The sequence below is a fragment of the Nocardia aobensis NBRC 100429 genome (assembly GCF_000308375.1).
Taxonomy (GTDB): domain Bacteria; phylum Actinomycetota; class Actinomycetes; order Mycobacteriales; family Mycobacteriaceae; genus Nocardia; species Nocardia aobensis.
This window is the reverse complement of sequence record NZ_BAFQ01000273.1, coordinates 1-22817: the sequence shown is the minus strand read 5'-3', so window position 1 is coordinate 22817 and position 22817 is coordinate 1. Positions and strand designations below refer to the sequence as shown.

24 protein-coding genes are annotated in these 22817 nt (G+C 68.6%); 12 read left to right on the top strand and 12 right to left on the bottom strand.

Annotated features, from left to right (window positions below; translation table 11 throughout):
* On the top strand, positions 1 to 446 hold a 446-nt coding region (locus RJ03_RS28925), incomplete at its 5' end, for a WS/DGAT domain-containing protein (RefSeq protein WP_036508442.1).
* Positions 447 to 496: 50 nt separating this feature from the next.
* On the opposite strand, the gene RJ03_RS28920 is transcribed toward RJ03_RS28925, so the two are convergent.
* The 4 genes from RJ03_RS28920 to RJ03_RS28905 are packed head-to-tail and all read right to left on the bottom strand — an operon-like array spanning position 497 to position 4131.
* Positions 497 to 1555, bottom strand: coding sequence for a cobalamin B12-binding domain-containing protein (locus RJ03_RS28920; RefSeq protein ID WP_036508440.1), 1059 nt, complete (start codon positions 1553 to 1555; stop codon positions 497 to 499).
* A 26-nt stretch (positions 1556 to 1581) separates the two neighbouring features.
* Positions 1582 to 3189 carry a PP2C family protein-serine/threonine phosphatase gene (locus RJ03_RS28915; protein ID WP_036508451.1) on the bottom strand — a complete coding sequence of 536 codons (1608 nt, stop codon included), beginning with the start codon at positions 3187 to 3189 and terminating at the stop codon, positions 1582 to 1584.
* A gap of 60 nt (positions 3190 to 3249) precedes the next feature.
* The gene (locus tag RJ03_RS28910; protein ID WP_036508437.1) at positions 3250 to 3747 is read right to left on the bottom strand and encodes an ATP-binding protein; all 498 of its coding nucleotides are present in this window, start codon (positions 3745 to 3747) and stop codon (positions 3250 to 3252) included.
* A 24-nt stretch (positions 3748 to 3771) separates the two neighbouring features.
* Positions 3772 to 4131 carry an STAS domain-containing protein gene (locus RJ03_RS28905; protein ID WP_036508434.1) on the bottom strand — a complete coding sequence of 120 codons (360 nt, stop codon included), beginning with the start codon at positions 4129 to 4131 and terminating at the stop codon, positions 3772 to 3774.
* Between the two features lie 436 nt (positions 4132 to 4567).
* On the opposite strand from RJ03_RS28905, the gene RJ03_RS28900 reads away from it, so the two are divergent.
* On the top strand, positions 4568 to 4954 hold the full coding sequence (locus RJ03_RS28900) for a DUF1304 domain-containing protein (protein ID WP_036508430.1): 387 nt from the start codon (positions 4568 to 4570) through the stop codon (positions 4952 to 4954).
* A 60-nt stretch (positions 4955 to 5014) separates the two neighbouring features.
* On the opposite strand, the gene RJ03_RS28895 is transcribed toward RJ03_RS28900, so the two are convergent.
* The 4 genes from RJ03_RS28895 to RJ03_RS28875 all read right to left on the bottom strand — a co-directional run bounded on the left by RJ03_RS28895 (position 5015) and on the right by RJ03_RS28875 (position 10382).
* Positions 5015 to 5623: a TenA family protein gene (locus RJ03_RS28895; RefSeq protein WP_036508427.1), complete on the bottom strand. Its 609-nt coding sequence runs from the start codon at positions 5621 to 5623 to the stop codon at positions 5015 to 5017.
* A 198-nt stretch (positions 5624 to 5821) separates the two neighbouring features.
* Positions 5822 to 6163: an NUDIX hydrolase gene (locus RJ03_RS39110; protein WP_373281731.1), complete on the bottom strand. Its 342-nt coding sequence runs from the start codon at positions 6161 to 6163 to the stop codon at positions 5822 to 5824.
* A gap of 648 nt (positions 6164 to 6811) precedes the next feature.
* A complete protein-coding gene (locus tag RJ03_RS28880) occupies positions 6812 to 9475 on the bottom strand; it encodes an excinuclease ABC subunit UvrA (protein ID WP_174372357.1) in 2664 nt (887 codons plus the stop codon).
* Between the two features lie 199 nt (positions 9476 to 9674).
* Positions 9675 to 10382, bottom strand: a complete 708-nt coding sequence (locus RJ03_RS28875; RefSeq protein ID WP_036508421.1) for a DUF8020 domain-containing protein — start codon at positions 10380 to 10382, stop codon at positions 9675 to 9677.
* A gap of 337 nt (positions 10383 to 10719) precedes the next feature.
* Here RJ03_RS28875 and RJ03_RS28870 point away from each other — a divergent pair, with 337 nt between their 5' ends.
* The 4 genes from RJ03_RS28870 (at position 10720) to RJ03_RS28855 (ending at position 13535) form a co-directional block, all read left to right on the top strand.
* The gene (locus tag RJ03_RS28870) at positions 10720 to 11349 is read left to right on the top strand and encodes a TetR/AcrR family transcriptional regulator (RefSeq protein WP_036508419.1); all 630 of its coding nucleotides are present in this window, start codon (positions 10720 to 10722) and stop codon (positions 11347 to 11349) included.
* Positions 11346 to 12215 carry a fructosamine kinase family protein gene (locus RJ03_RS28865; protein ID WP_036508417.1) on the top strand — a complete coding sequence of 290 codons (870 nt, stop codon included), beginning with the start codon at positions 11346 to 11348 and terminating at the stop codon, positions 12213 to 12215. Before RJ03_RS28870 ends, RJ03_RS28865 begins: the two co-directional genes overlap by 4 nt.
* A gap of 196 nt (positions 12216 to 12411) precedes the next feature.
* Positions 12412 to 12798 carry an SMU1112c/YaeR family gloxylase I-like metalloprotein gene (gloA2, locus tag RJ03_RS28860; protein WP_036508415.1) on the top strand — a complete coding sequence of 129 codons (387 nt, stop codon included), beginning with the start codon at positions 12412 to 12414 and terminating at the stop codon, positions 12796 to 12798.
* Between the two features lie 245 nt (positions 12799 to 13043).
* A complete protein-coding gene (locus RJ03_RS28855) occupies positions 13044 to 13535 on the top strand; it encodes a peptidylprolyl isomerase (RefSeq protein ID WP_030516987.1) in 492 nt (163 codons plus the stop codon).
* A gap of 102 nt (positions 13536 to 13637) precedes the next feature.
* Here the strand turns inward: RJ03_RS28855 and RJ03_RS28850 are convergent, their stop codons facing one another.
* The gene (locus RJ03_RS28850; protein WP_036508412.1) at positions 13638 to 14357 is read right to left on the bottom strand and encodes an SDR family oxidoreductase; all 720 of its coding nucleotides are present in this window, start codon (positions 14355 to 14357) and stop codon (positions 13638 to 13640) included.
* 101 nt (positions 14358 to 14458) lie between these two features.
* Between RJ03_RS28850 and RJ03_RS38875 the strand changes: the two genes are divergently transcribed.
* Positions 14459 to 15331 (top strand): helix-turn-helix domain-containing protein, encoded by an 873-nt coding sequence (locus RJ03_RS38875; protein WP_036508410.1) that lies wholly within the window; start codon positions 14459 to 14461, stop codon positions 15329 to 15331.
* Here the strand turns inward: RJ03_RS38875 and RJ03_RS28840 are convergent.
* Together RJ03_RS28840 and RJ03_RS28835 are read right to left on the bottom strand one after the other, a co-directional pair.
* Positions 15269 to 15979 carry a metal-dependent hydrolase gene (locus tag RJ03_RS28840; protein WP_036508408.1) on the bottom strand — a complete coding sequence of 237 codons (711 nt, stop codon included), beginning with the start codon at positions 15977 to 15979 and terminating at the stop codon, positions 15269 to 15271. The genes RJ03_RS38875 and RJ03_RS28840 overlap by 63 nt on opposite strands.
* Positions 15980 to 16021: 42 nt before the next feature.
* A complete protein-coding gene (locus tag RJ03_RS28835) occupies positions 16022 to 18292 on the bottom strand; it encodes a serine/threonine-protein kinase (protein ID WP_036508406.1) in 2271 nt (756 codons plus the stop codon).
* A 373-nt stretch (positions 18293 to 18665) separates the two neighbouring features.
* On the opposite strand from RJ03_RS28835, the gene RJ03_RS28830 reads away from it, so the two are divergent.
* Genes RJ03_RS28830 through RJ03_RS28815 form a run of 4 tightly spaced genes read left to right on the top strand, consistent with a single transcriptional unit; the run spans position 18666 to position 20714 of the window.
* Positions 18666 to 19412 (top strand): SCO6745 family protein, encoded by a 747-nt coding sequence (locus RJ03_RS28830; protein ID WP_036508404.1) that lies wholly within the window; start codon positions 18666 to 18668, stop codon positions 19410 to 19412.
* A gap of 40 nt (positions 19413 to 19452) precedes the next feature.
* On the top strand, positions 19453 to 19725 hold the full coding sequence (locus tag RJ03_RS28825; RefSeq protein WP_030516981.1) for a hypothetical protein: 273 nt from the start codon (positions 19453 to 19455) through the stop codon (positions 19723 to 19725).
* On the top strand, positions 19722 to 20129 hold the full coding sequence (locus RJ03_RS28820; protein ID WP_036508401.1) for a hypothetical protein: 408 nt from the start codon (positions 19722 to 19724) through the stop codon (positions 20127 to 20129). The genes RJ03_RS28825 and RJ03_RS28820 overlap by 4 nt, the downstream gene beginning before the upstream one ends.
* Before the next feature lie 42 nt (positions 20130 to 20171).
* A complete protein-coding gene (locus RJ03_RS28815; RefSeq protein ID WP_036508398.1) occupies positions 20172 to 20714 on the top strand; it encodes a hypothetical protein in 543 nt (180 codons plus the stop codon).
* A 4-nt stretch (positions 20715 to 20718) separates the two neighbouring features.
* Here RJ03_RS28815 and RJ03_RS28810 read toward each other — a convergent pair whose 3' ends face one another.
* Complete coding sequence (locus RJ03_RS28810; protein WP_036508395.1) at positions 20719 to 21660, bottom strand: LysR family transcriptional regulator; 942 nt, start codon at positions 21658 to 21660, stop codon at positions 20719 to 20721.
* Positions 21661 to 21762: 102 nt separating this feature from the next.
* On the opposite strand from RJ03_RS28810, the gene RJ03_RS28805 reads away from it, so the two are divergent.
* A partial coding sequence (locus tag RJ03_RS28805; protein WP_036508392.1) for a quinone oxidoreductase family protein occupies positions 21763 to 22817 on the top strand: 1055 nt, incomplete at its 3' end.

Here is a 22817-nt window from a genome sequence, read left to right as displayed (position 1 = left end):
AGGGCAACTCGGTAGGTGCGGCACTGTGCGACCTGGCCACCGACGAACCGGACCCGGCCGCGCGACTCGCCCGCATCCACTCCTCGATGGCGCGGACCAAGAACGCTATGTCGCGGCTGACGCCGCTGCAGATCCTGGGGTTGTCGGCGGTCAACGTGGCAGGACTGGCATCGGCGGCGCTACCGGTGCGGCTGCCGGCCGTCGCGCCGCCGTTCAACATCGTCATCTCCAACGTTCCCGGCGCCGCCGAACCGCGGTACTGGAACGGCCTGCGCCTGGAAGCCGCCTATCCGGCGTCGATTCCCCTCGACGGACAGGCGGTCAACATCACGACGATCAGCTCCGATGGCGCCATGCACTTCGGCATCGTCGGGTGTCGCCGCAGTGTGCCGCACCTGCAACGGCTGCTGACCGGGCTCGACGAATCCCTCGCCGAACTGGAGTAGCCGGGCTGCGCGCGGCAACCGGACGCGACTCGATGGTCGGCGCCCGATGATCAGGCGATGCGGGCGGTTTCGGTGAGGGCGTCGGCGGCGGCGGTGAGAATCCGTCGCGCCCGCGGAAAGTCCTGCAACTGCCCACCGAGCAGATCGATGACGGGAAACAGCGAGTGGGCGGGTACCGCGCGTGCGCTCAGCACGTCGGCGGTCCACGTGACGAAGGTGGTGAACAACTCGTCGTCGTCCAGATACAGTGCGGTAGCGAGGAATTCGAGTATCTGCGAGATATCCTCGGCGGTGCGTTCCAGCTGGAATTCGGAATACTCCCGCATCGCGGGGAAACGGTGCTCCAGCTCCGCCATGGTGGTCGCCAGCAACTGCGGTGTGCTGCGGGCGATCAGGGTGAATTCCTGATCGGTCAGATGCGGCAGCGTCCGGTGCGCCTGCTGCTCGCGTCGCAGCCCCCGGGCGAGCAGGTCGGCCGCGGTCGCGGCATCCGGCGCCCAGGCGTCCGCACCGAGCAGGTTCGCCCAGCGGCCCTCCGGCCCGAACGCCGCACCGCCCACGAGTACCGGCACTCCGGCCGCCTGACATGCGGTGATCGTGCCGTGCGCCGACGGCAGGCGGGTCGGCAGCGACGACGACAGCAACACGGCATCGGGTCCGGTGTTGTGCAGGTGGGCGATCAGGTGCCGCGTGGGCACCTGGGCGCCGAGGAAGTCGACGTGCCAGCCACGCAGCCGCAGCACCTCGGCCACCAGCCGGGCGGGCAGCGCATGCCATTCGCCGTCCACACACGAGACGGTCACCCGACCGGCCGAAGCGGGGCGCGTTCCGGCCGCATGCAGAGCCAGTGCCGTCACGGCACGATCGTTGATCGCGGTGGCGGTGTGCTCGTCGGCGACACTGAGGGTGTTCGCGGCCCATTCCGCCCCCACCCGGCGCTGCACCGCGGCGATCACATCGAGCAGGACCGCCTCCGGTTCCAGACCCGCATCCAGCGCCGCGAGCACGATGCCGATCGCCGCCCGTTCGTCACGGCCCGTGACCGCCGTCCACAGCTGTTCACGAAATACGGAGGGGTCGTGAGTGATTCGGCGATGCGGCTCGGACATGGACGGCGGCTCCTTCGCTGCGCGGGTCAGTCGATCACGAGGGTCGGGGTGCGCGGCGCGGTGATCGCGACGACCGCGATGTCGTCGTGCTGGTTGCGGCCGACCCACTGGGTGGTGAGCATGTGGACGCGCTCGACCACTGCCTCCGCGGGCATATCCGCACACTGCGCCAGCGCGGCGATCAAACGCTCCTCACCGAACATGCGCCGGCCCAGCGGCCCGCCACGCGCCTCCGTCACACCGTCGGTGTAGAGCAGGCAGGTTTCCCCGGGCGCGAGCGAAGTCCGGAATGTCGTGGCGGTGATTCGGGGGAGCGCGCCGACCAACTGCCCACGCGTCTCGGCCGTTTCGACAGTCCCATCGGCGCGCACGATCAACGGTGGCGGATGCCCGGCGGAGGTCAACCGCAGCAGCACCCGCCCTTCCCGATGTACGGCCGATGCCAGCACCAGCGTGGCGAACCGGTCGTGGTGCGAGGACACCAGCGCGTCGTTCAGCAGGGCGAGCATCCGCTGGTGATCGTCGGCCATCGGCACCAGCGCGTGGACCGTGTTGCGGATCTTGCCGGTCAGCACGGCGGCCTCGAGACCTTTACCGCAAACGTCGCCGAGCACGACGAGGGTTTCCCCGCCCGGTGTCGCCGCGCGGTGCACGTCGTAGAAGTCCCCGCCGATGATCTCGTGATTCTCCGAAGCCCGGTAGGCGCCGGCCAATTCGATTCCGTGGATCCGGTGCAACTGCGGCGGCAGCAGCTCGCGCATCAGGATTGCCGTGATGCTGGTCTGCTCCGCGTACAGCCGTGCCGCCGACAACGCGATACCCGCCCGGCCGGCGAACAACTGGGCGAAGATTTCGTCGCGCTCGTCGAAGATCCGCTCGCCGGAGTGTCGCAGCAGTACCAGCGCTCCGGCCGAAACTCCATGGCCGGGAAGCGGAGTCACGATCACCGAGCCCGCGCGGTTGGCGAAACCGGGCGGCAGCAGCCACGCCGGCACCGCCGCGGCATCGAGCCACTGCGAGGGAATCGGCGGGAACCCGCGCAGTGCCTCGCTCAGTCCGGCCACCGCGTCGGGATCCTCCTCGACGACGTTCACCCGCACCACACCGTGTTCGTCACACGAGACGACCGACAGCGCCCGCCCGGCCGGGGGAGTGACGACCACCGCGGCATCGGCGAGATGGCGGGCGGCGAGCCGGACTGTCGTCTCCAGGCACCTGTCGACATTCAACGACGCCAGCAGCCGCTCGGAGGCCTGCGACAGGAAGGCGGTCCGTTCGCGTTCCTGCTCCAACTCCGAACGGCTCTCCTGCAGCGAGCGCGCGGTGTCGCCGAGCAACCACCAGACGATCGTCCCTTCGGCGCCCGGGGAGGCGACCGCATGCAGTTCGCGCCCACGCACGCGCCCGGACACCGAGGCGGGCGACGACACGCCGTCCGATGCCGCCGTCGCGTCGTGTGCCTCGGACAACCAGGGCAGCGCGGCGCGGTGCAACGGCTCACCCACCGCCGCATCGGGCACCAGCGCCGCGGCGTCGCCGGTCAGCGCCACCACCGTGCCCGCGCGATCGACCACCACGGCCGGATACGGTATCGCCGACCATCGGTCCACCCCACTCACGATGGATTCGGGCATCGCGACCTCCTCACATCCAGTCACCCGAGTGAAACCCGCTGCGCCGCAGTCGAACCGGCGTCACGGCTGCTCCGCCGAGCTACGCCGGGACCGTTGTCCGGCGTCGGGATCGGATCGCTCCTCGGTGGTGGGCGAGACCACGAATTCGACGGTCGTACCGTCGGCGCCCGAGACGACGCGGGTTCCGGGCATCAGGGCGTTCATCATGGGCAGGCCGCGACCGCGATCGACCTCCTCGTCCGCTCGCGGCGCGCGCCAGGTCCCGCTGTCGGAGACGGTGATGCGGATCGAATGCGTAGCCGTGGCGTGCAGCACGATGGTACGGCCGTCACCGCGATGCCCGTGCTCGACCGCATTCGTACACGCCTCGTTGACGGCCAGCAGCAGATCGTAGGCGCGATCCGGTCCGAGGGTCGTGCCCGCGAGCCAGGCCCGCAGCAGGGTCCGCACGCGCTGCAACTCCCCGGACCGGGCCCGGAATTCGATGTGCAGATCCTCGAGCGAGCGCTGCCCGCTGGTCGTCGCGGCCTTTCGATCGCCGCTCTCGGGGTGACGCATGCCTTCGGGGTGACGCATCCGATATCAGCCGTTCGTGTGGGCGAGGGCGCTCGCGACCGCGGCGTCGACGTCGTCGAAGAGCGCGAACACCGTCGACAGGCCGGTGACCTCCACCACGCGCCGCACCGGCCGCGGCGCCACAACCAGCACTCGCCCCGCCTGTCGCAGGGCGCGGACCAGCACATTCATTCCCGAGGAGTCGAAGAATTCCACCGCGGACAGATCCACGATCAGCTGTCCGGGCTGGCGAGTCACGGCCTGCTCGACAGCCGCCTCCAGCCGCGGCGCGGTATGCGGATCGACCTCACCGGCCGCGACCACCACCACGAAACCGCCCACCGAGATCACATCGGCGGTGCAGCCGCTGTGGCCTTCGTATCCCACGTGTTCACCCTTCCCTGCACTCCCGGCATCCGTGTCCCGCCCCACGAGTATGAATCGTGCCGGCCGGGCGGATGTGTGCAGGCACATCTGCGCCTGACGAACACCGCGATACTCGGCGTAGTTTCGCGGTGCCGCGCGCGGCTGTGGACTCAACCTCGCAGGATCACCGAGTGTAACGGCCGCTGCGCCCCCTCCGGGACACGCATCGAGCCGCGCTCGCCCAGCCCCGTCCACGGCGAACCTGCCGCATTTGTGGCGCGATGAGCGAAATCGCGTACGCCGATGGACGATTGGAAGGCGAACGGCACGCCGAGGTGGCATGGTGCGGGCATTCGCGGGCCGGCTCCGGTGTGTCTGCCGCGACACCCGACGTGTCGCCGACATGCCCCGGGCGCCGCGTGGTTATATCGCGCGACGACGTTCACGGAGGTGTTCGGTGACGACAGCGGGTCTCATTCTCGCGTGCCTCGCGGCCGCGATTCACATCTACATCTTCTACCTGGAATCGGTGGCGTGGACGAGGCCGAAGACCCGGGCCATCTTCGGGGTGTCCTCGGCCGCCGAAGCGGAAACGACCAGGCCGCTGGCCTTCAATCAAGGCTTCTACAACCTGTTCCTGGCCGTCTGCGTGATCGTCGGGACCGTCTTCTTCGCGGCGGGCGAGACGACGATCGGCGCCACCCTGATATTCACCGGCGCCGGCTCGATGACGGCCGCCGGCCTGGTGCTGCTCCTGTCCAGCCCCGACAAGGCGAGCGCGGCCCTCAAACAGCTGGTGCCGCCGCTGCTCGGCGTGATCGTTCTGGCAATCGGCCTGGTGTAGCGCGAGCCGGCCGAGATCGGCAGCATCCGGTTCGCCCCCACCCGTGCCGCACGAGATGCGTCAAGCCGGACCATCCCAGAACTCCAGCTCGAACCGGAGACCTCGCAGAAAGAGATCTTCGGCGCGGGCCGGGTCGACGGCGACCTCATCGAGCATGCGGGCACAGCGCCGGGTCGATGCGGCGAATTCCGGATCGGCGTAGGTCTCGATCCATCGCCGATAACGCGGCTCGGCCGGCATGGTCCGCGCCATGATCGCACCGAGTGTGGAGTAGCCCCACATGCACGGATACAGCGCCGCCAATCCGTCCGCGTACGAAGCAGCGGAATCCAGCAGGAAGGCCGAATACCTCGCGCACGTCTCGCCCTTCGTCGCACCCTCGAGATCGGCCCCGAATTCGGCGGCCAGGCCGCGATGCAAGGACAGCTCGTCGTGGTAGGTCGTGTGCGCCAGATCCACGAGATCACCCAGATGAGACGCCGGAGCCTGCCAGGCGAGTCGCGCGAAGACCCGGACGTAGTCGAGCAGGAACAGATAGTCCTGCTCGAGCCATGACCGGAAGGCATGCTCCGGAAGATCACCCCGGGCGATACCGGCCACGGTGGGGTGGGCGAGCTGTCGCCGAACCTGCGGAAGTCCGAGTTGTTCGAGGCGCGTCGAAAGACTCATCCGGCGAGTCAATCAGCCGATACCGTTCCGGCTCCAGTGTCGCGGCCGTCGCGCGCCTGGTTTCGCGGGCCAGGTGAGCGACGGGGCTGAGATTGGCCTTACTCCCGGTCTGCGGCTACGAACGAACAGCCGACCGGGCCGTTGCTCATCGCCGCGAAAACGGCTTCGGGGATCGCAGTGTGCGAATGTCTCCGTGCCTCACCTGATGACTGGGTATGCGCCTGAACGCCAGTCGTCGATGCGCCGACGGATGCTGTCGACCATGGGTAGTCGGTCCACTTCATCAGCGCGGAACCAGGAGACCTCATGCGACTCGTCCGACACCGCGAGGGTTCCGCCTATCGGCTTGCCGAGGAGGCAGATGGAAAACTCCTGCCGCACTTCACCGTCGTCGTAGGCGAAAACGTGGCCGGGATTTGTGTAAGTGCCAACGATGCCGACTATTTCGACGTCGAGCCCGGTCTCCTCCTTCGTCTCTCGAACACCGCATTCGGTCAGCGACTCGCCGAGTTCCATCTTCCCGCCGGGGAGCGCCCACATACCGTTGTCCACCCGGCGCTGAAGGAGTACATTTCCGGAGTTGTCGACGACTATGCGCTGATCTGGGATGCCGATCCTCCGGTTCGACTCGTCGACCGCGTACGCGCCGCCGACGTGGACGCCGTATTCATTCCCACACCGGAACACCTCGACCCGCTGACGATCAACAACGTGATGCATCTTGCCGACATTGAAATCGTCACGCCTCGCCTGTCGTTCGCGCGCTGGTCGGCTGTTGGAGGAGTGAGATGATCGGTTGGGAGACAGGGCTGGTCATCGTTATCGCCATTCCGGCGGTGGTGTTCATCGCGGCGTGCATATGGCCACCGCGAGTGCCAAAGGTCAAGTCGGTCGGGGCCATTCGAGATCGCATCGAAGGTGAGAGTCGTAAGTAGGTTGTGAGATGCTCTCGACCCGCGGATACACCCTCACCACGGCGGGCACCGAAAAGGTGTTCACCTACCGAGTGCTGGAGAACGGGGCGCTCGAACCCACCGGTGAGCCGCCGGCCGAAACCGCGTGGTGTGGTGTTCTCCGACGGTGCCACCGGCGTGTTCGTCACCCCAGGCGCATGCAACCGTAACGCGCGGGCGCTGGCGTCGAGCGTTCCTTCTGCCCTGGCTGTGAACACTACGCGGCGACCGCGTGTCAATGTCCCAGCGCCGCGGCCAGGTAGGGGGCGGTCGCGCTGTGGGGATCGGCGGCCGCCTCGGCCGGGGTGCCGGTGACGACGACCCGGCCGCCCTCGTTGCCGGCGCCGGGCCCGAGGTCGATAGCATGGTCGGCCTGGACCACAACACGCATATCCAGTTCGGCGACCACGACGGTATTGCCCGCGTCCACGAGTTTCTGCAGGTGCAGCATCAGCCGGTCGGTATCGGCCGGATGCAGCCCCGAGGTGGGCTCGTCGAGCAGATACAGGGCGTCGCCGCGATGGGCGCGCTGCAGTTCGGTGGCGAGTTTGACGCGTTGGGCCTCGCCGCCGGACAGTTCGGTCGCCGGCTGTCCCAGCCGCAGATAGCCGAGCCCGACGTCGCTCAGAACCGTCAGCGAGCGCAGGATGTCGGTGTCGCCGTCGAAGAACGCGCGCGCCTCGTCGACGCTCATCTCCAGAACCTCGGCGATATTGCGGCCGTGCCACGTGATGTCGAGTGTGCTCGCCTGGTAGCGGGTGCCGTGGCAGTCCGGGCATGGCGTGTAAACGCTGGGCAGGAACAGTAATTCGACCATCACCCAGCCTTCGCCCTCACATGTCGGGCACCGCCCGGACGCGACGTTGAACGAGAACCTGCCCGCGTTGTAGTGCCGGCGCCGCGCCTTGGGTGTACTGGCGAAACGGCGGCGGATGTAATCGAACATTCCGGTGTAGGTGGCGACATTCGAACGGGGAGTTCGGCCGATCGGTTTCTGATCGATGGACACCACCCGGCGAAGATCGCCGACTCCGCCGACGATCGTGCCGTCGACGGCCTGCGACTCGTCCGAGAGCAGCAGGTCGTCGCCGTCGTCGTCGGCGGTGAGCACCGGATGGCCCAGATGCTCACCGACCAGCGCGGGGAGTGCCTGACTGACCAGGCTCGACTTCCCGGAACCCGAGACCCCGGTGACCGCGGTGAGGCATCTCAGCGGAAACGACACCGACACGTCACGTAAGTTGTTGCGGCGCACCTTCTTCAGGCGCAACCATTCCTCCGCCTGCCGCGGCGGCCGGGGTGCGGGCCGTTCGTGGCCGAACAGATAACGACGGGTCGCCGATCCATCGACGTCGCGCAAGCCGTCGGGCGGTCCGCTGTGCAGAATCCGGCCGCCGTTCTCGCCCGCGCCGGGACCGAGATCGACCAGCCAGTCGGCGGCGCCGATGATGTCGAGCGAGTGCTCGACGACGAATACGCTGTTGCCGCGGCGCTTCAGCCCCTCCAGGATGCCCAGCAGGGCGTCGCGGTCGCGCGGGTGCAGCCCCGCCGACGGCTCGTCGAGGACGTAGACGACTCCGAAGAGCTGCGAAGAGAGTTGCGTCGCCAGCCGCACGCGCTGCAACTCGCCAGACGACAGGGTCGGTGTACTGCGGTCCAGAGACAGATAGCCCAGGCCCAGGTCGGTGACCGGACGCAGCCGCTCCAGCAGTTCGGCGACCAAACGCTGTGCGGCAGCGCGTTTTTCGACCGACATATTCGGCGTGTTTCGCACATCCGGAGCCGCGTCGTGTGCGGAGCCGCCGGCCGCGACCCGTTTCTCGACCGCCGTGCGCCGGGCCGACTCGTCGAGGACGGCGCCGGAGCCGATATCGGCCGGGCGCCAGTTCTCGGCGAGTACCGACGACAACAGTTCGGCGAGGCGGGCCAGGGGAAGTGCGGAGAATTCGGCGATGTCGAGCCCTTCGAACGTCACCGACAGGGCCTCCGGTTTGAGCAGTTTGCCGTCGCAGGTGGGGCACACCGCACTGCTGATGTATCGGGACACCCGCTTCTTCACCGAGGCGCTCTTGGTGTTCGCGAACGTGTCGAGGACATACCGGCGCGCACCGGTGAACGTGCCCTGGTAGCTGGGCTCCATCTGCTGCTTCAGCGCGCGGCGCGTCTGCGCCGGGGTGAATCCCGCGTACACCGGCACCGTCGGATGCTCGTCGGTGTAGAGGATCCAGTCGCGGTCCTTCTTCGGCAGATCTCGCCAGGGCCGGTCGACGTCGTAGCCGAGCGAGACCAGGATGTCGCGGAGGTTCTGGCCGTGCCAGGCCGGGGGCCAGGAGGCGATCGCCCGGTCGCGGATCGACACCGACGGGTCGGGCACCATCAGTTTCTCGGGTACCTCGTACACCCGGCCGATACCGTGACAGGTGGGACAGGCGCCCTGCACAGTGTTCGGCGAGAAGTCCTCGGCATAGAGCATCGGCTGCTTCGCGGGGTAATTACCGGCCCGCGAATACAGCATGCGGACCAGGCTCGACAACGTCGTCACACTGCCGACCGAGGATCGAGCACTACCGCCGCCGCGGTGTTGCTGCAGGGCGACCGCCGGTGGCAGCCCCTCGATCGAATCGACATCGGGAACGCCGACTTGATCGATGAGGCGGCGCGCGTACGGCGCCACCGACTCCAGATATCGGCGCTGGGATTCCGCGAACAACGTGCCGAAGGCCAGTGACGATTTCCCCGAGCCCGAGACGCCGGTGAAGACGACCAGCGCATCGCGCGGGATATCGACATCGACGTCGGCGAGATTGTGCTCCCGCGCGCCGCGCACCTGGACGCGGTCGGGGACGGCGATCGGCGGGTCCCCGCCGGGCGCCCGCTTCCGCGCGGAAGTACGTGTCATCACCTGGCCTCACGTCTACGGTGGTCGATCCGGTGCCGAAGGATGCTCTGATCTCATCGGTTACCCGGGACCGGTCGCTTCTATCGTGGGTAATCGTGCTCGCACGAAACGCAGCGTGAATTTCCGGCACCTACGACGATGCCCTCACAGCAAACTGCTGTGAGGGCATCGTCGTAGGTGCCTGGCGGCGGTAAGCGCGTTATTTGCTCGGCGCCGGCTTGAACGGGGCGTTGATGGTCGCGAAGTACTGGATCGCGGCGCCGATCGCGACCGGAGCGGTCACGAAGATCTGGCCGGCGAGTACACCCAGGAAGCCGACAGCGGCGGCACCGGCGATGCAGCCGCCGAGCGGGCCGAGGCCGAACAGGGTGGCCAGCGCACCGGTGGCGACGACACCGAGGGCGGCGCCCGCGATGCAGCCGATGGCCGCGCCGCCGATACCGCCGGCGAGGGTGCCGATGGTGGCGCCGGTGGAGATGGTGTCCTTCAGGCGGTTGAACGCGGCGGTCTCACGGTCGTAGGGGGTCTTCCACGGGGCCGAGTCCTCGAAGGGGAGGGCGACCGGCTTGTAGACCGCATGCTGCACGTCGTACTGCGGGGTGAGGGTGGCGGTGTTGCCGGAGATGTCGGCGGCGATCGGGAACTCGAAGTCGTCGACTCGGAAGTTCAGCGGGGTGCCGGCGAGCACGGTGCCGTTGGCGGCCTTGATCTTCAGCATGCCGTCTTCGTTGACGATCGAGCCGCCGTCGGTCTTGATCACGGCTTTGTCGTTGTCGACGACGCTGGCCTTGTAGTAGACGCTCTCGGGCGCCGCGGGGGCAGCAGGGTCGGCTGTGGCGGTACCGGCCGCGACACCGACAGCGGCGACCAGCATGGCGGCGGTCGCGACGAATTTCCTCATCATCATTTTCTGCGGAACCTCGAGACGGAGTGGTTCAGGGACGAAGGAATCACAGACGAGGCCAGCTAACAGACAGTGAACGCCCGGAGTCCATTCATTCAGATCCCGTTCACTACCCCCGCCCCGCTGTCGGCGAGACATCTGAAACCTCCAGTGCGAGTGATGCTTTCTCGCGAGGCCCGAAATGAAGCGGAATGCGGCTGAACTGCCGTTTGTGGCTGTTATCACAGACTTTTCCCAGCGTGATGCCCGAATCGTCCGGTGATTTCCTCCGGTGCTCACCTGCGTTGTCTCGTGACTCGAGCGACAATATGCCCATGGCCGTCCTCGACGAACCCACGACATGGCGTCGCTGACCCGCCCCGGCTCGCGGTCTCGTGAGCGTGACGAACGGCGTGACGCGGTGGAGCGGCGGGTGCTCGCGGCTGTGGATCGGCTGCTGGATACGGGCGTCACCTACACCGAACTGCCGGTGGCCCGGATCGCCGCCGAGGCCGATATCGCCCGCTCCACCTTCTATCGCTACTTTCCCGACAAGAGCCAACTGCTGATCCGGATGGCCGACCTGGCGACCGACGATCAATTTCGCACGGCCGAACTGTGGTGGGCCGCGGATCACCTCGACGGAGAGGCCGGGGTGGTCACCGCGATGCGGCTGATGATCGCCGGAACCCGGGCACACCATCGCGTGTTGCGCGCGCTCACCGAGGTGGCGGGTTACGACCGCGATGTGGGCCGCTACTGGCAGGAGCGGGTCCGGCGCTTCACCGAACTCGTCCGTCTGCGGCTCGACCGCGAGCGCGCGGCCGGCCGGGTTCCCGCCGACCTGGAGGTCGAGGCCACCGCCATCGCCCTGACCTGCATGGTCGAGCGTGCCATCGACTTCACCTTCGCAGCCGGGAATCCGGTGGGCGACGAACAACTGGCGCGGGCGCTGGGACGTGCGATCTGGCGGACGGTCTACGCCTCGTGAGCGATCTGTCGGCGCATCTGGAGTCCCTGCTGGGCATGCCGGTGGTGGCCGAGCGCACGGTCGGCCGCGGACACGCCTGGACCCTGTATCGCGTGCGGCTCGCCGACGGCCGCGACGCCTTCGTGAAAAGTGCTGTGGGCGAACCAGGTTCGCCCGCCGACCACGCCTTGCTCGCCGAAGCCGCCGGGCTGCGCTGGTTGCGCGAGGCCGACGCCGCCGGTCTGATCCCACAGCTTCTGGGCGCCGACGACCGCACACTCGTCCTGCCGTGGTTGAACTCGACAGCGCCCGGCCGCGAAGCCGCGGAACAGTTCGGTGCGGCGCTCGCCGACCTGCACACGCACACCGTCGACCGGTACGGGGCCCCGTGGGTGGGTCGTATCGCCACCGTGCCGCAGGACAACGCGATGGTCGCGGGGGAGTGGGGGCAATGGTATGCCCGGTATCGACTGCAGCCGCTGCTTCCCGCCGCCGCATCCGTGCTGGGCCGCAACGGGATTCGGCTCGTCGAGCGGGTGATCGACGAGATCGGCGAACTGGCCGGCCCGCCGGAACCGCCGTGCCCCATTCACGGGGACCTGTGGTCGGGCAACGTGCTGTGGACCGAGCGCGGCGTGATGCTCATCGATCCGGCCGCCCACGGGGGTCATCGCGAGACGGACCTGGCCATGTTGCGGCTGTTCGGCGCTCCGCATCTCGGCCACATTCTGGGGGCATACCAGGAGCGCTTCCCCCTCTCGCCCGGCGTGGAGCAGCGGGTCGCACTGCATCAGCTGTATCCGTTGCTGGTGCATGTCGTGCTGTTCGGTGGGGGATACCGGGAACAGGCCATCGCTGCGGCGGAAGAGGCGTTGTCCGCAGGGTGAAAGCGACTGGGCGACAGACTGTTACATGATCGGGGCCGATGTGTTCGGCCAAGCGCCGAGTGGAGAATGCAAGTAACGAACATATCGATATGGACGTATGCGCATCTAGACATGGGAAGCCACAGTGTCGTCGCGCGGTAGACGACCGGCTCACCGGCGACAACCACAGCCATGACGGAGTGGCTACGGTCGGGCAATGAAGTTGCGGAGGATTCACCACGCGGCGATTATCGCGTCGGACTATCAGCGGTCGAAAATGTTCTATACCGAGGTGCTCGGGCTGCGGGTGGTGGCGGAGCACTACCGGGCCGAACGTCGTTCGTGGAAGCTGGATCTCGCACTGCCGGACGGCACCCGATTGGAGCTCTTCTCGTTCCCGGATCCGCCTCCTCGGCCGTCGCGGCCGGAGGCGTGCGGGTTGCGTCATCTCGCCTTCGCCGTCGAAGACGTCGCCGCGGGCCTGGCGGAGCTGCGGGGGAGGGGAGTGGTCGTGGAGGAGGTTCGCGTCGACGAATTCACCGGTCGCCGTTTCGGTTTCTTCTTCGACCCGGACGACTTGCCACTGGAGTTGTACGAGGCCTGAATCCTGTTCCGGCCGCGGGCGCCGGCGTTCGGAACCATGCCGGGCGGCATTTGCGGCGCCGGGACGTATAATGCAATGCATGATGGAGATATGCGCATCTAACTATGTATCTCCATCATGGCGTGCCGCAGGCTTCCAGCTCACACACCGAAAACCAAAAGAAGCACACGACGAGGAAGGTCATTTCGTGCATCCGAGATGAGGGGTTGTCCGCTGGGTGAGGGCGGCTGCCATACGATGACCGGATGACCACAGTGTTGCTCAACACATCAGCCGGGGACATCACCCTCGAATTGGACGAGACGAAGGCGCCGCAAACGGTCGCCAACTTCGTGGACTACGTCAAGTCCGGCCATTACGACGGGACGATCTTCCACCGTGTGATTCCGGGTTTCATGGTGCAGGGCGGCGGTCTGACCGCCGATATGCAGCAGAAGCCGGCGCCCAACCGGGTGCAGAACGAGGCCAAGAACGGGCTGCGCAACGACAAGTACACCGTCGCGATGGCACGTACGGCGGATCCGCATTCGGCCAGTGCCCAGTTCTTCATCAACACGGCCGACAACGACTTCCTGAACTACCCGGGTCAGGACGGCTGGGGTTATGCGGTCTTCGGGCGGGTCGTCGACGGTAATGCCGTCGTGGATTCGATCGAGGGTGTCCGCACGGGCTCCAAGGCCGGCCACCAGGATGTGCCGGTCGAGCCGATCACGATCGTCTCGGCTCAGCTGGCCTGACCGGCAGGGCGCGCGCCCCGCATATCCGTCGATTCAGCGCCGCAGTGGTAGCGGTGCCGATGACGGGTGGTGCGGGGCGCCGCCATATGTGGGGTGGTCTCGTCAGACCAGGCGGTGGCCGCCTTCGACGTGGAGGACTTCGCCGGTCAGGAAGTCGTTGTCGAGGACGGCGTGGAAGGCGGCCGCGATATCGGCGGGACGGCCGATGCGGCCGGCGGGCAGCCGGGCGCCCATCGCGGTGAGGCGGGCGTGTTTGTCGGGGCCAGCGAAGTCGTCCCAGATCGGGGTGTCGACCCAGCCGGGTGAGACGGCGTTGACCCGGATCGGCGCCAATTCCAGCGCCAGCGCTCGGACCATGCCTTCGAGGGCGGCGTTGGCGGTGGCGACGACCGATCCGCCGGGAGCGGGACGATAGGCCGCGATACCGGAGGTGACGGTGATGGAGTTGCGAACCCGGTTCGCTGCGTATTTGGCGACCAGCCACGGCCCGAGCACCTTGATGTCGAGGACCGTCCGCGCGTCGTGTGCGGAAAGTTCGGTGAGCGGTCCGTATCCGTGGCGCATGTCGGCGGCGGTGACGACGACGTGATCGACCGTGCCGAGGGTGTCGAAAAGTGCTGCGATGGAGGCTTCTTCGGCGATGTCGACGCGCTGTGAGCGGACCTGATCGGGATATCCGAGGTGTGCGGTCGCGGCGGTGAGGCGGTCGGTGTCGCGGGCGGCGATGGTGATTCGATGGCCGGCGGGCAGGAGCCGTTGGGCCAGGGCGAATCCCATGCCGGAGCTGCCGCCGATGACGAGGGTGTGGGTGCTGTCGGTCATGGATCCACCGTGCGGTGCGGCGAGGGCGGCGGGGAGACCGGCTGTGGCCTGGTCCTGGCGGGGCTACCCCGGCGTGGCTGGGAAGCGGGCACACTGGATGAGTGAATGATCGTCGGGCCCTGGGAGAGTTCCTGCGTGCGCGCCGCGCGCGGGTGCAGCCGTCGCAGGTGGGTCTGCCGCCGGGGACGCGGCGTCGGCAGACGGCGGGTCTGCGTCGCGAGGAAGTGGCGGCGCTGGCGGGTCTGAGCGTGGACTATTACATCCGGCTGGAACAGGGCCGCGATCGCAATCCGAGTCCGGAGGTGTTGGCGGCGTTGGCGTCGGCGTTGCTGCTGGATGCCGACGAGGCGGCGCATCTGCACCGGGTGGCGAGGCTGGCGGGGGCGCGGTCGGCCGCGGCGGCGGCGCCGGTGGAGCGGGCGGGGCGGGGGATGGTGTTGCTGCTCGATTCGGTGCGTCCCACACCGGCTTTCGTCCTCGATCAGGTGAGTAATCTGCTGGCGGCCAATCCGGAGGGGTTGCGGTTGCTGTGGGGTATCGAGGAGTGGGAGCCGGTGCGGCGGAATCTGATTCGGTATGTGTTCACGCATCCGGCGGCGCGGACGGTGTTCGAGGATTGGACGGGGATGGCGCGCGATTGTGTGGCGCATCTGCGGGTGGTGCAGGGGGCGGGGTCGCATCCGGTGGAGCTGGCCGCGCTGACGGATGAATTGTGCGGGGCGACCGCGGATTTCGAGGCGCTGTGGGCGCACTACGATGTTTGGGCCAAGCGCGGTACGCGGCGGATGTTCCGGCATCCGGCGGTGGGCCGGATGGAGTTGACGTCGGAGATTCTGACCGCCGCGGACGGGCAGCGGTTCGTCGCGTTCCAGGCCGAGCCGGGCAGCCCGGACCGCGACGCGGTGACGCTGTTAGGGCTGGTGGGTGATGACGTACCAGAGCGCGGCGAGGGTGCCGAGCACGAACAGTGGTGAGATCAGCCAGGTTTCGACCTTGTTGCCGGTGCGGTCGATGATCGGGATCCTCGTGCGGATGTCCAGTGGCCAGAACAGCCGGCAGCCGCGGTCGGTGAGGCAGTCGCCGATGAGGTGGGCGAGGGCGCCGAGGCAGACGGAGAACGGCAGCCAGGCGGGTTTGTCGGAGATCCACTGGTCCATGGCGAAGGTGCCGGCGACGGCGAGTACGGCGATGGTGGCGTAGGAGCGCAGTCCTTCGCCGGGCGGGCACAGGTTCAGGGCGCGCACGGCGAGGGCGAGCAGGAAGAAGACCAGGCCGAGGGTGAACCAGCGGCCGATCCAGTGTTCGCCGGCCCAGGTGCCGTAGGCGACGGCCGCGACGAAGGCCAGGGAGTGGGTGGCGTGGCGGTGGCCGCCGGAGACGGTGGAGATGATCTTGCAGGCGGTGTGCGTGATCGGTCCGAGCGCATGCGAGATGGTGCCGCTGGGGTGGTCGGCGTCGGGCAGCAGGGCGGCGCCGGCGGTGAGAAACGTTCCCATGAGCAGGTCGACGGTGCCGAGATGGCCGATCTGCGCGGCGGGGAAGGTGAGAATCGAAAGTGGTAGCGCGGCAGCGGCTCCCGCCCACGCGAGCGCACCACTGGTCGCATGTGAATGTCCTAGCACCGCCTCGAGATTAGCCGATCTTGATCGGTGGTCTCGAGCCGGTCAGGAGTGGGGGTGGGGGTCGAGGATGCGGTCGAGGGCGTTGAGGTCGGATTCGAGTGCGTAGAAGGTGCGCAGGGTGATGAGGAAGGCGAAAAGCCCTCCGACACAGAGGCCGACGATGGGGCCGATGACGGTCTGTTGTTGGTCGGGGGTGAGGAAGACCAGTCCGGCGGGGACGCCGATGAGCGGGACGCAGGCGGCGACGCCGAGGTAGATGCGGCTGCGGTGCACCATGCGCCGCAGCATGGCGGCGTCGGCGGGGGTGGTGGCGCCGGCGGCGACCAGACCCGGGTAGTACCAGCGCAGGACGAAGTAGGTGACGGGGAAGTAGGTGTAGACGACGGCGACGCAGGCGGCGACGAGGTTGCAGGCGATGAGGCTGGTGGTGATGCCGGGGGATACGTCGCCGAGGGTGTGCAGTTTGACGAGGAAGACGCCCAGTGCGGCAAGCCATCCCGCGAAGGTGGCCACGGCGATGCGGTCGCCGCAGGCGAGGGTGTCGGCGCGGGCGCGGGCAAGGGTGTCGGCGTCGAATTGTCTGCCGCGGCGTAATCCGTTGGGTATCACGAACACCGAGCGGCACCAGTACATGAGGGCGGCGATGGCGATCGGGTAGGCGATGGCGATCATGACGATGCCGAGGCGCACCATCTGGTGGGCGGCGTCGGCGCCGAGGGCGTCGCGGATGAGTCGCAGGTTGTGGGAGCCGAGGTAGAGCCCGGCGAGCAGGTGGCCGAGCAGGCTGGAGAGGGTGACCACGGGCATGGGGCGCATGCGCAGGCGGGCGCGCAGGCTGTGGGTGGGCGGGTCGACGAGGTCGCGGGCGGCGCGGTCCTGGCTGAGGTCGAGTTGCTGGGCGAGGTCGGCGCCGGTGGCGTAGCGGCCGGCGGGGTCGGGCGACAGGCAGGTGAGCAGTGCGTGGCGCAGCAGGGCGGGGGTGTCGGGCGGGAGGTCGGCTTCGTAGCGGGCGGCGATGGGTGTGCGGCGCCGGTCGATCATGGCTTGCAGGGATTCTTCGGTTTCGCCGGCGTCGTGGCCGTCGTCGAAGGGGAGGCGGCCGGTGAGCAGTTCCCACAGCACGACGGCGAGGGCGTAGAGGTCGGTGCGGGTGTCCAGGTCGGCGGCGGTGGTGTCGAGGTGGGGGTGGCAGGCCTCGAGTTGTTCGGGGGCCATGTAGGGCAGGGATCCGCCGAAGTAGGCGACGGGGTTGGCGCCGGGCAGGTGGCGGCTGAAGCTGATGTTGAAGTCGGCGAGTTTGGGTTGGCCGTCGGCGGTGAGCAGCACGTTGGCGGGTTTGAGGTCGCGGTGCAGGATGCCGCGGCGGTTGGCGTAGTCGAGGGCGGCGGCGAGGCGGCTGCCGAGCCAGGCGACGGTTTCGGGCCAGCTGAGCCGGGCGAGTTCGGTGCGGGTGGGGGAGGGTTGGGGTTCGAGGACGCCGCCGGTGGTGGTGGCGGCGTCGATGGCTTCGAGCAGGAGTTTCCCGTTGCGCTGGTCGGGTGGTGTGCGGCGCAGCATGCGCAGGACGCCGAGCAGGGTGCCGCCGGGCACGTACTGCATGTACATGAGTTTGAGGTGCTGGTCGGTGATCTGGCGTTGGTCGAAGACGCGCACGATGTGGTCGTGGTCGAGTTGGGCCAGGGTTTGTGGTTCGCTGCCGCGGTCGTGGGAGATCTTGACGGCGACGAGGCGTCCCATGGAGCGTTGGCGGGCGAGGAAGACGCGGGCGAATGCGCCTTGGCCGAGGGGCAGTAGCAGGTCGAAGTCGTCGACGGTGGCGCCGGGGTTGATGGTGTCGAGTGCGTCGAGGGCGGTGGGGTCGGCGAGCATGGTGGTGCGCAGTCCGGGTGCCGAGGGGGGTAGGTCCTCGAATCCTTCGGTGATGCGGGCCATTTGGATGGGGTAGTCCTGTTCGTATTCGCCGAGGTCGACGGCGTGGTGGTCGCGGCGGCTGCGGGCGTTGATCTCTTCGTAGACGAGGTCGGGTGGCAGGGGTGCGGCGGCGAGTTCGGGGAATTGTTCGCGGTAGTCGGCCAGGCGCGGTGCGTCGGTGTCGCGTTGCCAGCGTTCGTGCAGGTCGACCTTGATGAGTTCGATGAGCGCGGAGCGGCGCAGCGCGGGTTCGGCGGGCAGGTGGGCCGACAGATCGGGCGGTTCGCCGGAGGTTTGCCATTGCTGGGCGAAGCGGGCGACGAGCGACGTCAGCGCGGTCTGCGTGGCGGTGGCGCGGTCGGCACCGGGGTCGGGTGCGGTCGCGCCGAGGTTGTCGGTCATCCCTCGCTCGCTTCGAAATCGGTGGTACCCGGGCCCGGACCCGAGAATAGGTGAATCCTCCCATGAATTCCGGGCAACGTGCCGATGCCGTTACGTTATACGGGATTTCACGCGTACCGTGCGGTGCTGGGAAGCCGGTCGCCTGCGGCGGCGGAACATCGCGAGCGTCGCGCCGGCGGGTTCGGCGGGCGGGCGGTGGCGAGGCCGTCTCGCGGCCGGGCCGGATGGCGCTGGATTAGCTCGGGGGTTGTTCGCGGGTGCGGCGGATTGCCGTCGGGTGCTGGCATTAGCGGATTGAAGCGAGATAGGCTCCGGGGGATTGTCGAAGGAGCCGAGCGGCCGGATCGGTCGCTCTCGTCGAAAGGGGTCCGCCGTGTCGGTGCCGGCCGCGGTGAAATCCGAGATCCAGACCATCGGGGGCGCGTTCATGTTCTCCCGTGAGGCCAAGGCCTTCGGTGCCACCACCGGCGTGGACGGCTTCATCGGACCTTATACCCGCGGCCGCGGCGGGGTGCTCGGCGAGGTGGATGCCGATGTGGTGACCGCGGCGTTCGGGTTCTTCGAGGCGGAAACCGTTCGGGCAGCGTGGAATTCGGTGGCGATGGCGCCCGCGGAGGCCGCGGCCGGTTATCTGGCGGCGTGCCAGGGTTTCGGTCGCCGCAAACTCGCCGGATTCGACGACGCGGACCGGTTGGCCGAATTGCTGCGGGCGGTAGCCGATTCCGCCGATGTCGCGGGGGTGAGCCTGTTCGCGGGCTGGCGGGCGTTGCCGCTCGACGGCGATGCCCCGGGCCGGGTGTTGCAGTTGATCCACTGTCTGCGAGAACTGCGCGGCGGCCTGCATCTGATCGCGGTGCGGGCGAGTGGGCTGTCGCCGTTCGAAGCGGTGCTGATCGGCGGTTCGCCGCGGACCGACGGGCCCACCCAGGCGCGGCTGTTCGGGTGGGGTGAGCGGGTGGATGCCACCGAGGTGAGCGCCGCGATGCGGGAACGCTGGGACGCGGCCGAGGCTTTGACCGACGAGTTGATCGCCCCGGCCTTCGCGGCGCTGGACGATACCGCGGGCAAGGAGCTGGTCGAGCTGCTGCGGCAGGCTTACGCCACCATCTTCACCCGGTAGTCGCCGCCGTCCGTTCGCCATACTGACGTACCCTGTTGGTATGGCGGAGACGAAGAAGGTGACGATCTCGGTCCCCAAGGACGATGTGTCGACCTTGGAGCGCTGGAAGGCGTCGGGGCGGATCGACAATCTGTCCGCCTACGTGTCGGCCGCGCTGCGGGATCGGATGGATCGCGATATCTCGCTGGATGCCATCGAGTCCAGTTTCGGTGGCGTGCCGCCGCTCGAGTTGGTGAATCAGGCCCGGCGTGTGCAGGGCCTGCCGCCGCTGTCGGCGGAGGATCTGGATCGGCGAAGCGCCGGCGCCGCGTGAGCCCGGCCGCACTGGGCGGCGTGGTGTTCGACACCGCCGCCGTGGTGGGCTGGACGCGGCGGCTGCCGTATGTGCACGCGGTGGCGTGGGCGACGGCCGAGGCCGGTCATACCATCGTGGTGCCCGCGGCGGTGGCGGCGGCGGGGCAGGCGCTGATCCGGCCGGATCGGCTCGATATTCTCGCGGTGTTGCTGGAGTTGCCGCACACCGTGGTGACCGGACTGGACACCGGCGCGGCCTCCCGGGTCGCGGCGCTGCTGGCCGGGCGCTCGGATGCCGATGGTCTGGTGGCCGCCGGACACGCCGCCAGTGAGGCGGTCTCTCGCAATTGGCCGTGTTTGACCGCTCGGCCCGATATGTTGCGACGCATCGACCATCAGGTGCTGGTCGATCCGCTGCCCTGACCGCCGCGGCTGCCGCGCGACGACGAGGAGAGGACCGCGACCATGTCAACGGCCCTGAGCCCCCGGATTTCCCGGCTGCGCCAGCTGATCGACCATCCCGCCACCGGCGCCGCCGAACGCGATGCCGCCCAGCGCATGCTCGATCGCATCCTGGCCAAGCATCCGCAGGCGGCGGGGCCGCGCGGTGATCGTGACTACGGTCCCCGCTATCACCGGGTGGGCCGGCATGCCACGCTGGCCAGCATCGCCGAGATGATCAGTCAGGACATCGCTTTCGCGAAGATCTTCAGCATGCCGCAGCATCGCGCGGAGCTCGCCGAGCGGTCACCGATCCGCGATGCGCCCATCGAGATCTCCTATTCGGTCGCGACGCCGTACGTCGGCAAGATCATCGTCACCATCGAGGGCGTGCCGCGGGAATGGGGCTGGGTCAGCGACTGCGGTATCGACAACCCGAGTCCGGCGCTGCAGGAGCTGGCCGACGAGCTGGCCGAGATCATGAACGCCTACAACCACGACGGCAGCGATATCGGCAAACGCTTCTTCGCCTGTGTGCGGGTACCCGAGCGGACCCTGATCTGGTGACCCGCTAGCCCGGTACCCGCCCGGTAGCGGGGGCGAAAGGTGTTGCGGCGCTGCGCAATGCGTCGATGACGGCGGCGACCGCGGGGGTGAGTGCGGCGGGCGGGCGGATCAGCGACAGGCGGCGCAGTTCGGTGGCGGCGCGGTCGTGGGTGCCGGTGACCACGCGCAGCGTGATCACCTCCGGCGGCAGGACCGGGAACAGGCCCGAGGGGACGGTGGTGACGCCGCAGCCGGCGGCGACGAGGGCGAGTTTGGCGAGCCAGTCGCGGGCGCGGTGGGCGATGTGGGGGCGGCCGGGCAGGCCGGGCCACACTCCCAGCAGGGGTTCGGTGGTGGCGGCGGGGCTCGCGATCCAGGGGGCGTCGATGAGTTCGTCGACGGTGACGGTGGCGCGGCCGGCGAAGCGGCCGGTGGCGGGCGCTGCGACGAGCAGTTCGACGTCGGTGAGGTGTTCGACGATCAGCCGGGGTAGCTCGGTGTCGGGTGGCCGGTGCGGCGGGCGGGAGGTGATCACGGCGAGATCCAGGCTGCCCGCGCGGATCGCGCGGACCAGCGCCGGAGTGGCGCCCTCGCGGGTGGACACGTCCAGGCCGGGATGGGTGCGGCGCAGCGCGGCCAGCGCGGTGGGTACGAGGACCACGCCCGCGCTGATGAGGCTGCCCAGCCGCACCCGCTGGGTGACGTCGTCGCCGTCGAGGTCGCGTCGCGCCGCGTCGAGGGCGTCGAGGACGACGCGTGCGTGGCGCAGCAGGGTGAGTCCGGCAGGGGTGAGATGGACGCCGGTGCGGTGGCGTTCGAACAGGAGTTTGCCGGCCTCGCGTTCGAGGGCGGCGGCTTGGCGGGAGATTCCGGATTGGGTGTAGCCGAGGGCGGTGGCCGCGGCGGTGAACGAGCCGCGTTCGGCGACCTCGGCCAGTACCCGCAGCCCGGCCGGTGACAGATCCATGCCAGTACGGCATACCAGATATGCCGGACTCTCGCTCGTGGCATGGCCGGATCGCGACCTACGTTGGCGGGGAGACAATTCGGAAAGCAGGAGGAGCGGGCGATGCGTGCGGCGATGTTGGAGCAGTTCGGGCGGCCGTTGACGGTGACGACCGTGCCCGATCCGGTGACCGGCTCCGGTGAGGTGCTGGTGGATGTGCTGGCCACCTGTGTATTGCCCTATGCGGCAGAGGTTTTCGGTGGCGCACGCAAGTATCCCCTGGAGCCGCCGGTGATTCCGGGAATGGGCGGGGTCGGCCGGGTGGTATCCGCCGGACCGGATGCGACCCGGCTGCGGCCCGGTGACCTGGTGTGGTGTGATCCGACGGTGCGTTCCCGCGACGACGCGCGCACGCCCGACATCACATTGCAGGGCTGGAGTTCGCGCGGGGCGGGCGGGCTGCGGTTGTCGCGGTACTTCCATCACGGTTCGTTCGCGGAGCGGATGGTCGTGCCGACCGAGAACGCCGTGCCGCTCGGTGACATCGATGCCGGGGAGGTGGCGCGGTGGGCGGCGCTGGCGGTGCCGCTGGTGCCGTACGGGGGTCTGCTGGCGGCGGATCTGCGCGCGGGAGAGACGTTGCTGGTGAGCGGGGCGACCGGCAATTTCGGGGGTTCGGCGGTGGCGGTGGGGCTGGCGATGGGTGCGAGCCGGGTGGTGGCTCCCGGGCGCAACCGCGCGGCTCTGACCCGGTTGCGGGACCTGTTCGGTGAGCGGGTTCGCCCGGTCGAGCTGACCGGTGACGAGGAGATGGATCGGCAGGCGATGCAGGCGGCGGGCGGGGGACCGGTGGATGTCGTGCTCGATATTCTGCCGCCCGCGGCGGATTCGCGGGTGGTGCGGACCGCGGCGATGACGGTGCGGGAGTTCGGGCGCGTCGTGCTCATGGGCGGGGTGGGGATGCTGGGTGGTCGTGATCTGGCGCTGCCGTATCCGTGGCTGATGCGCAACAGTGTCACGGTGCGCGGGCAGTGGATGTGCCCGCGCACCGCGATCGGCGGGCTGATCGAGCTGGTGCGCTGCGGGCTGCTGGATCTGTCGGGGGAGACGGTCGCGACCTTCGGGCTGGCGGAGATCGCGACGGCGGTAGAGCATGCCGCGGCCCATCCCGCGGCGTT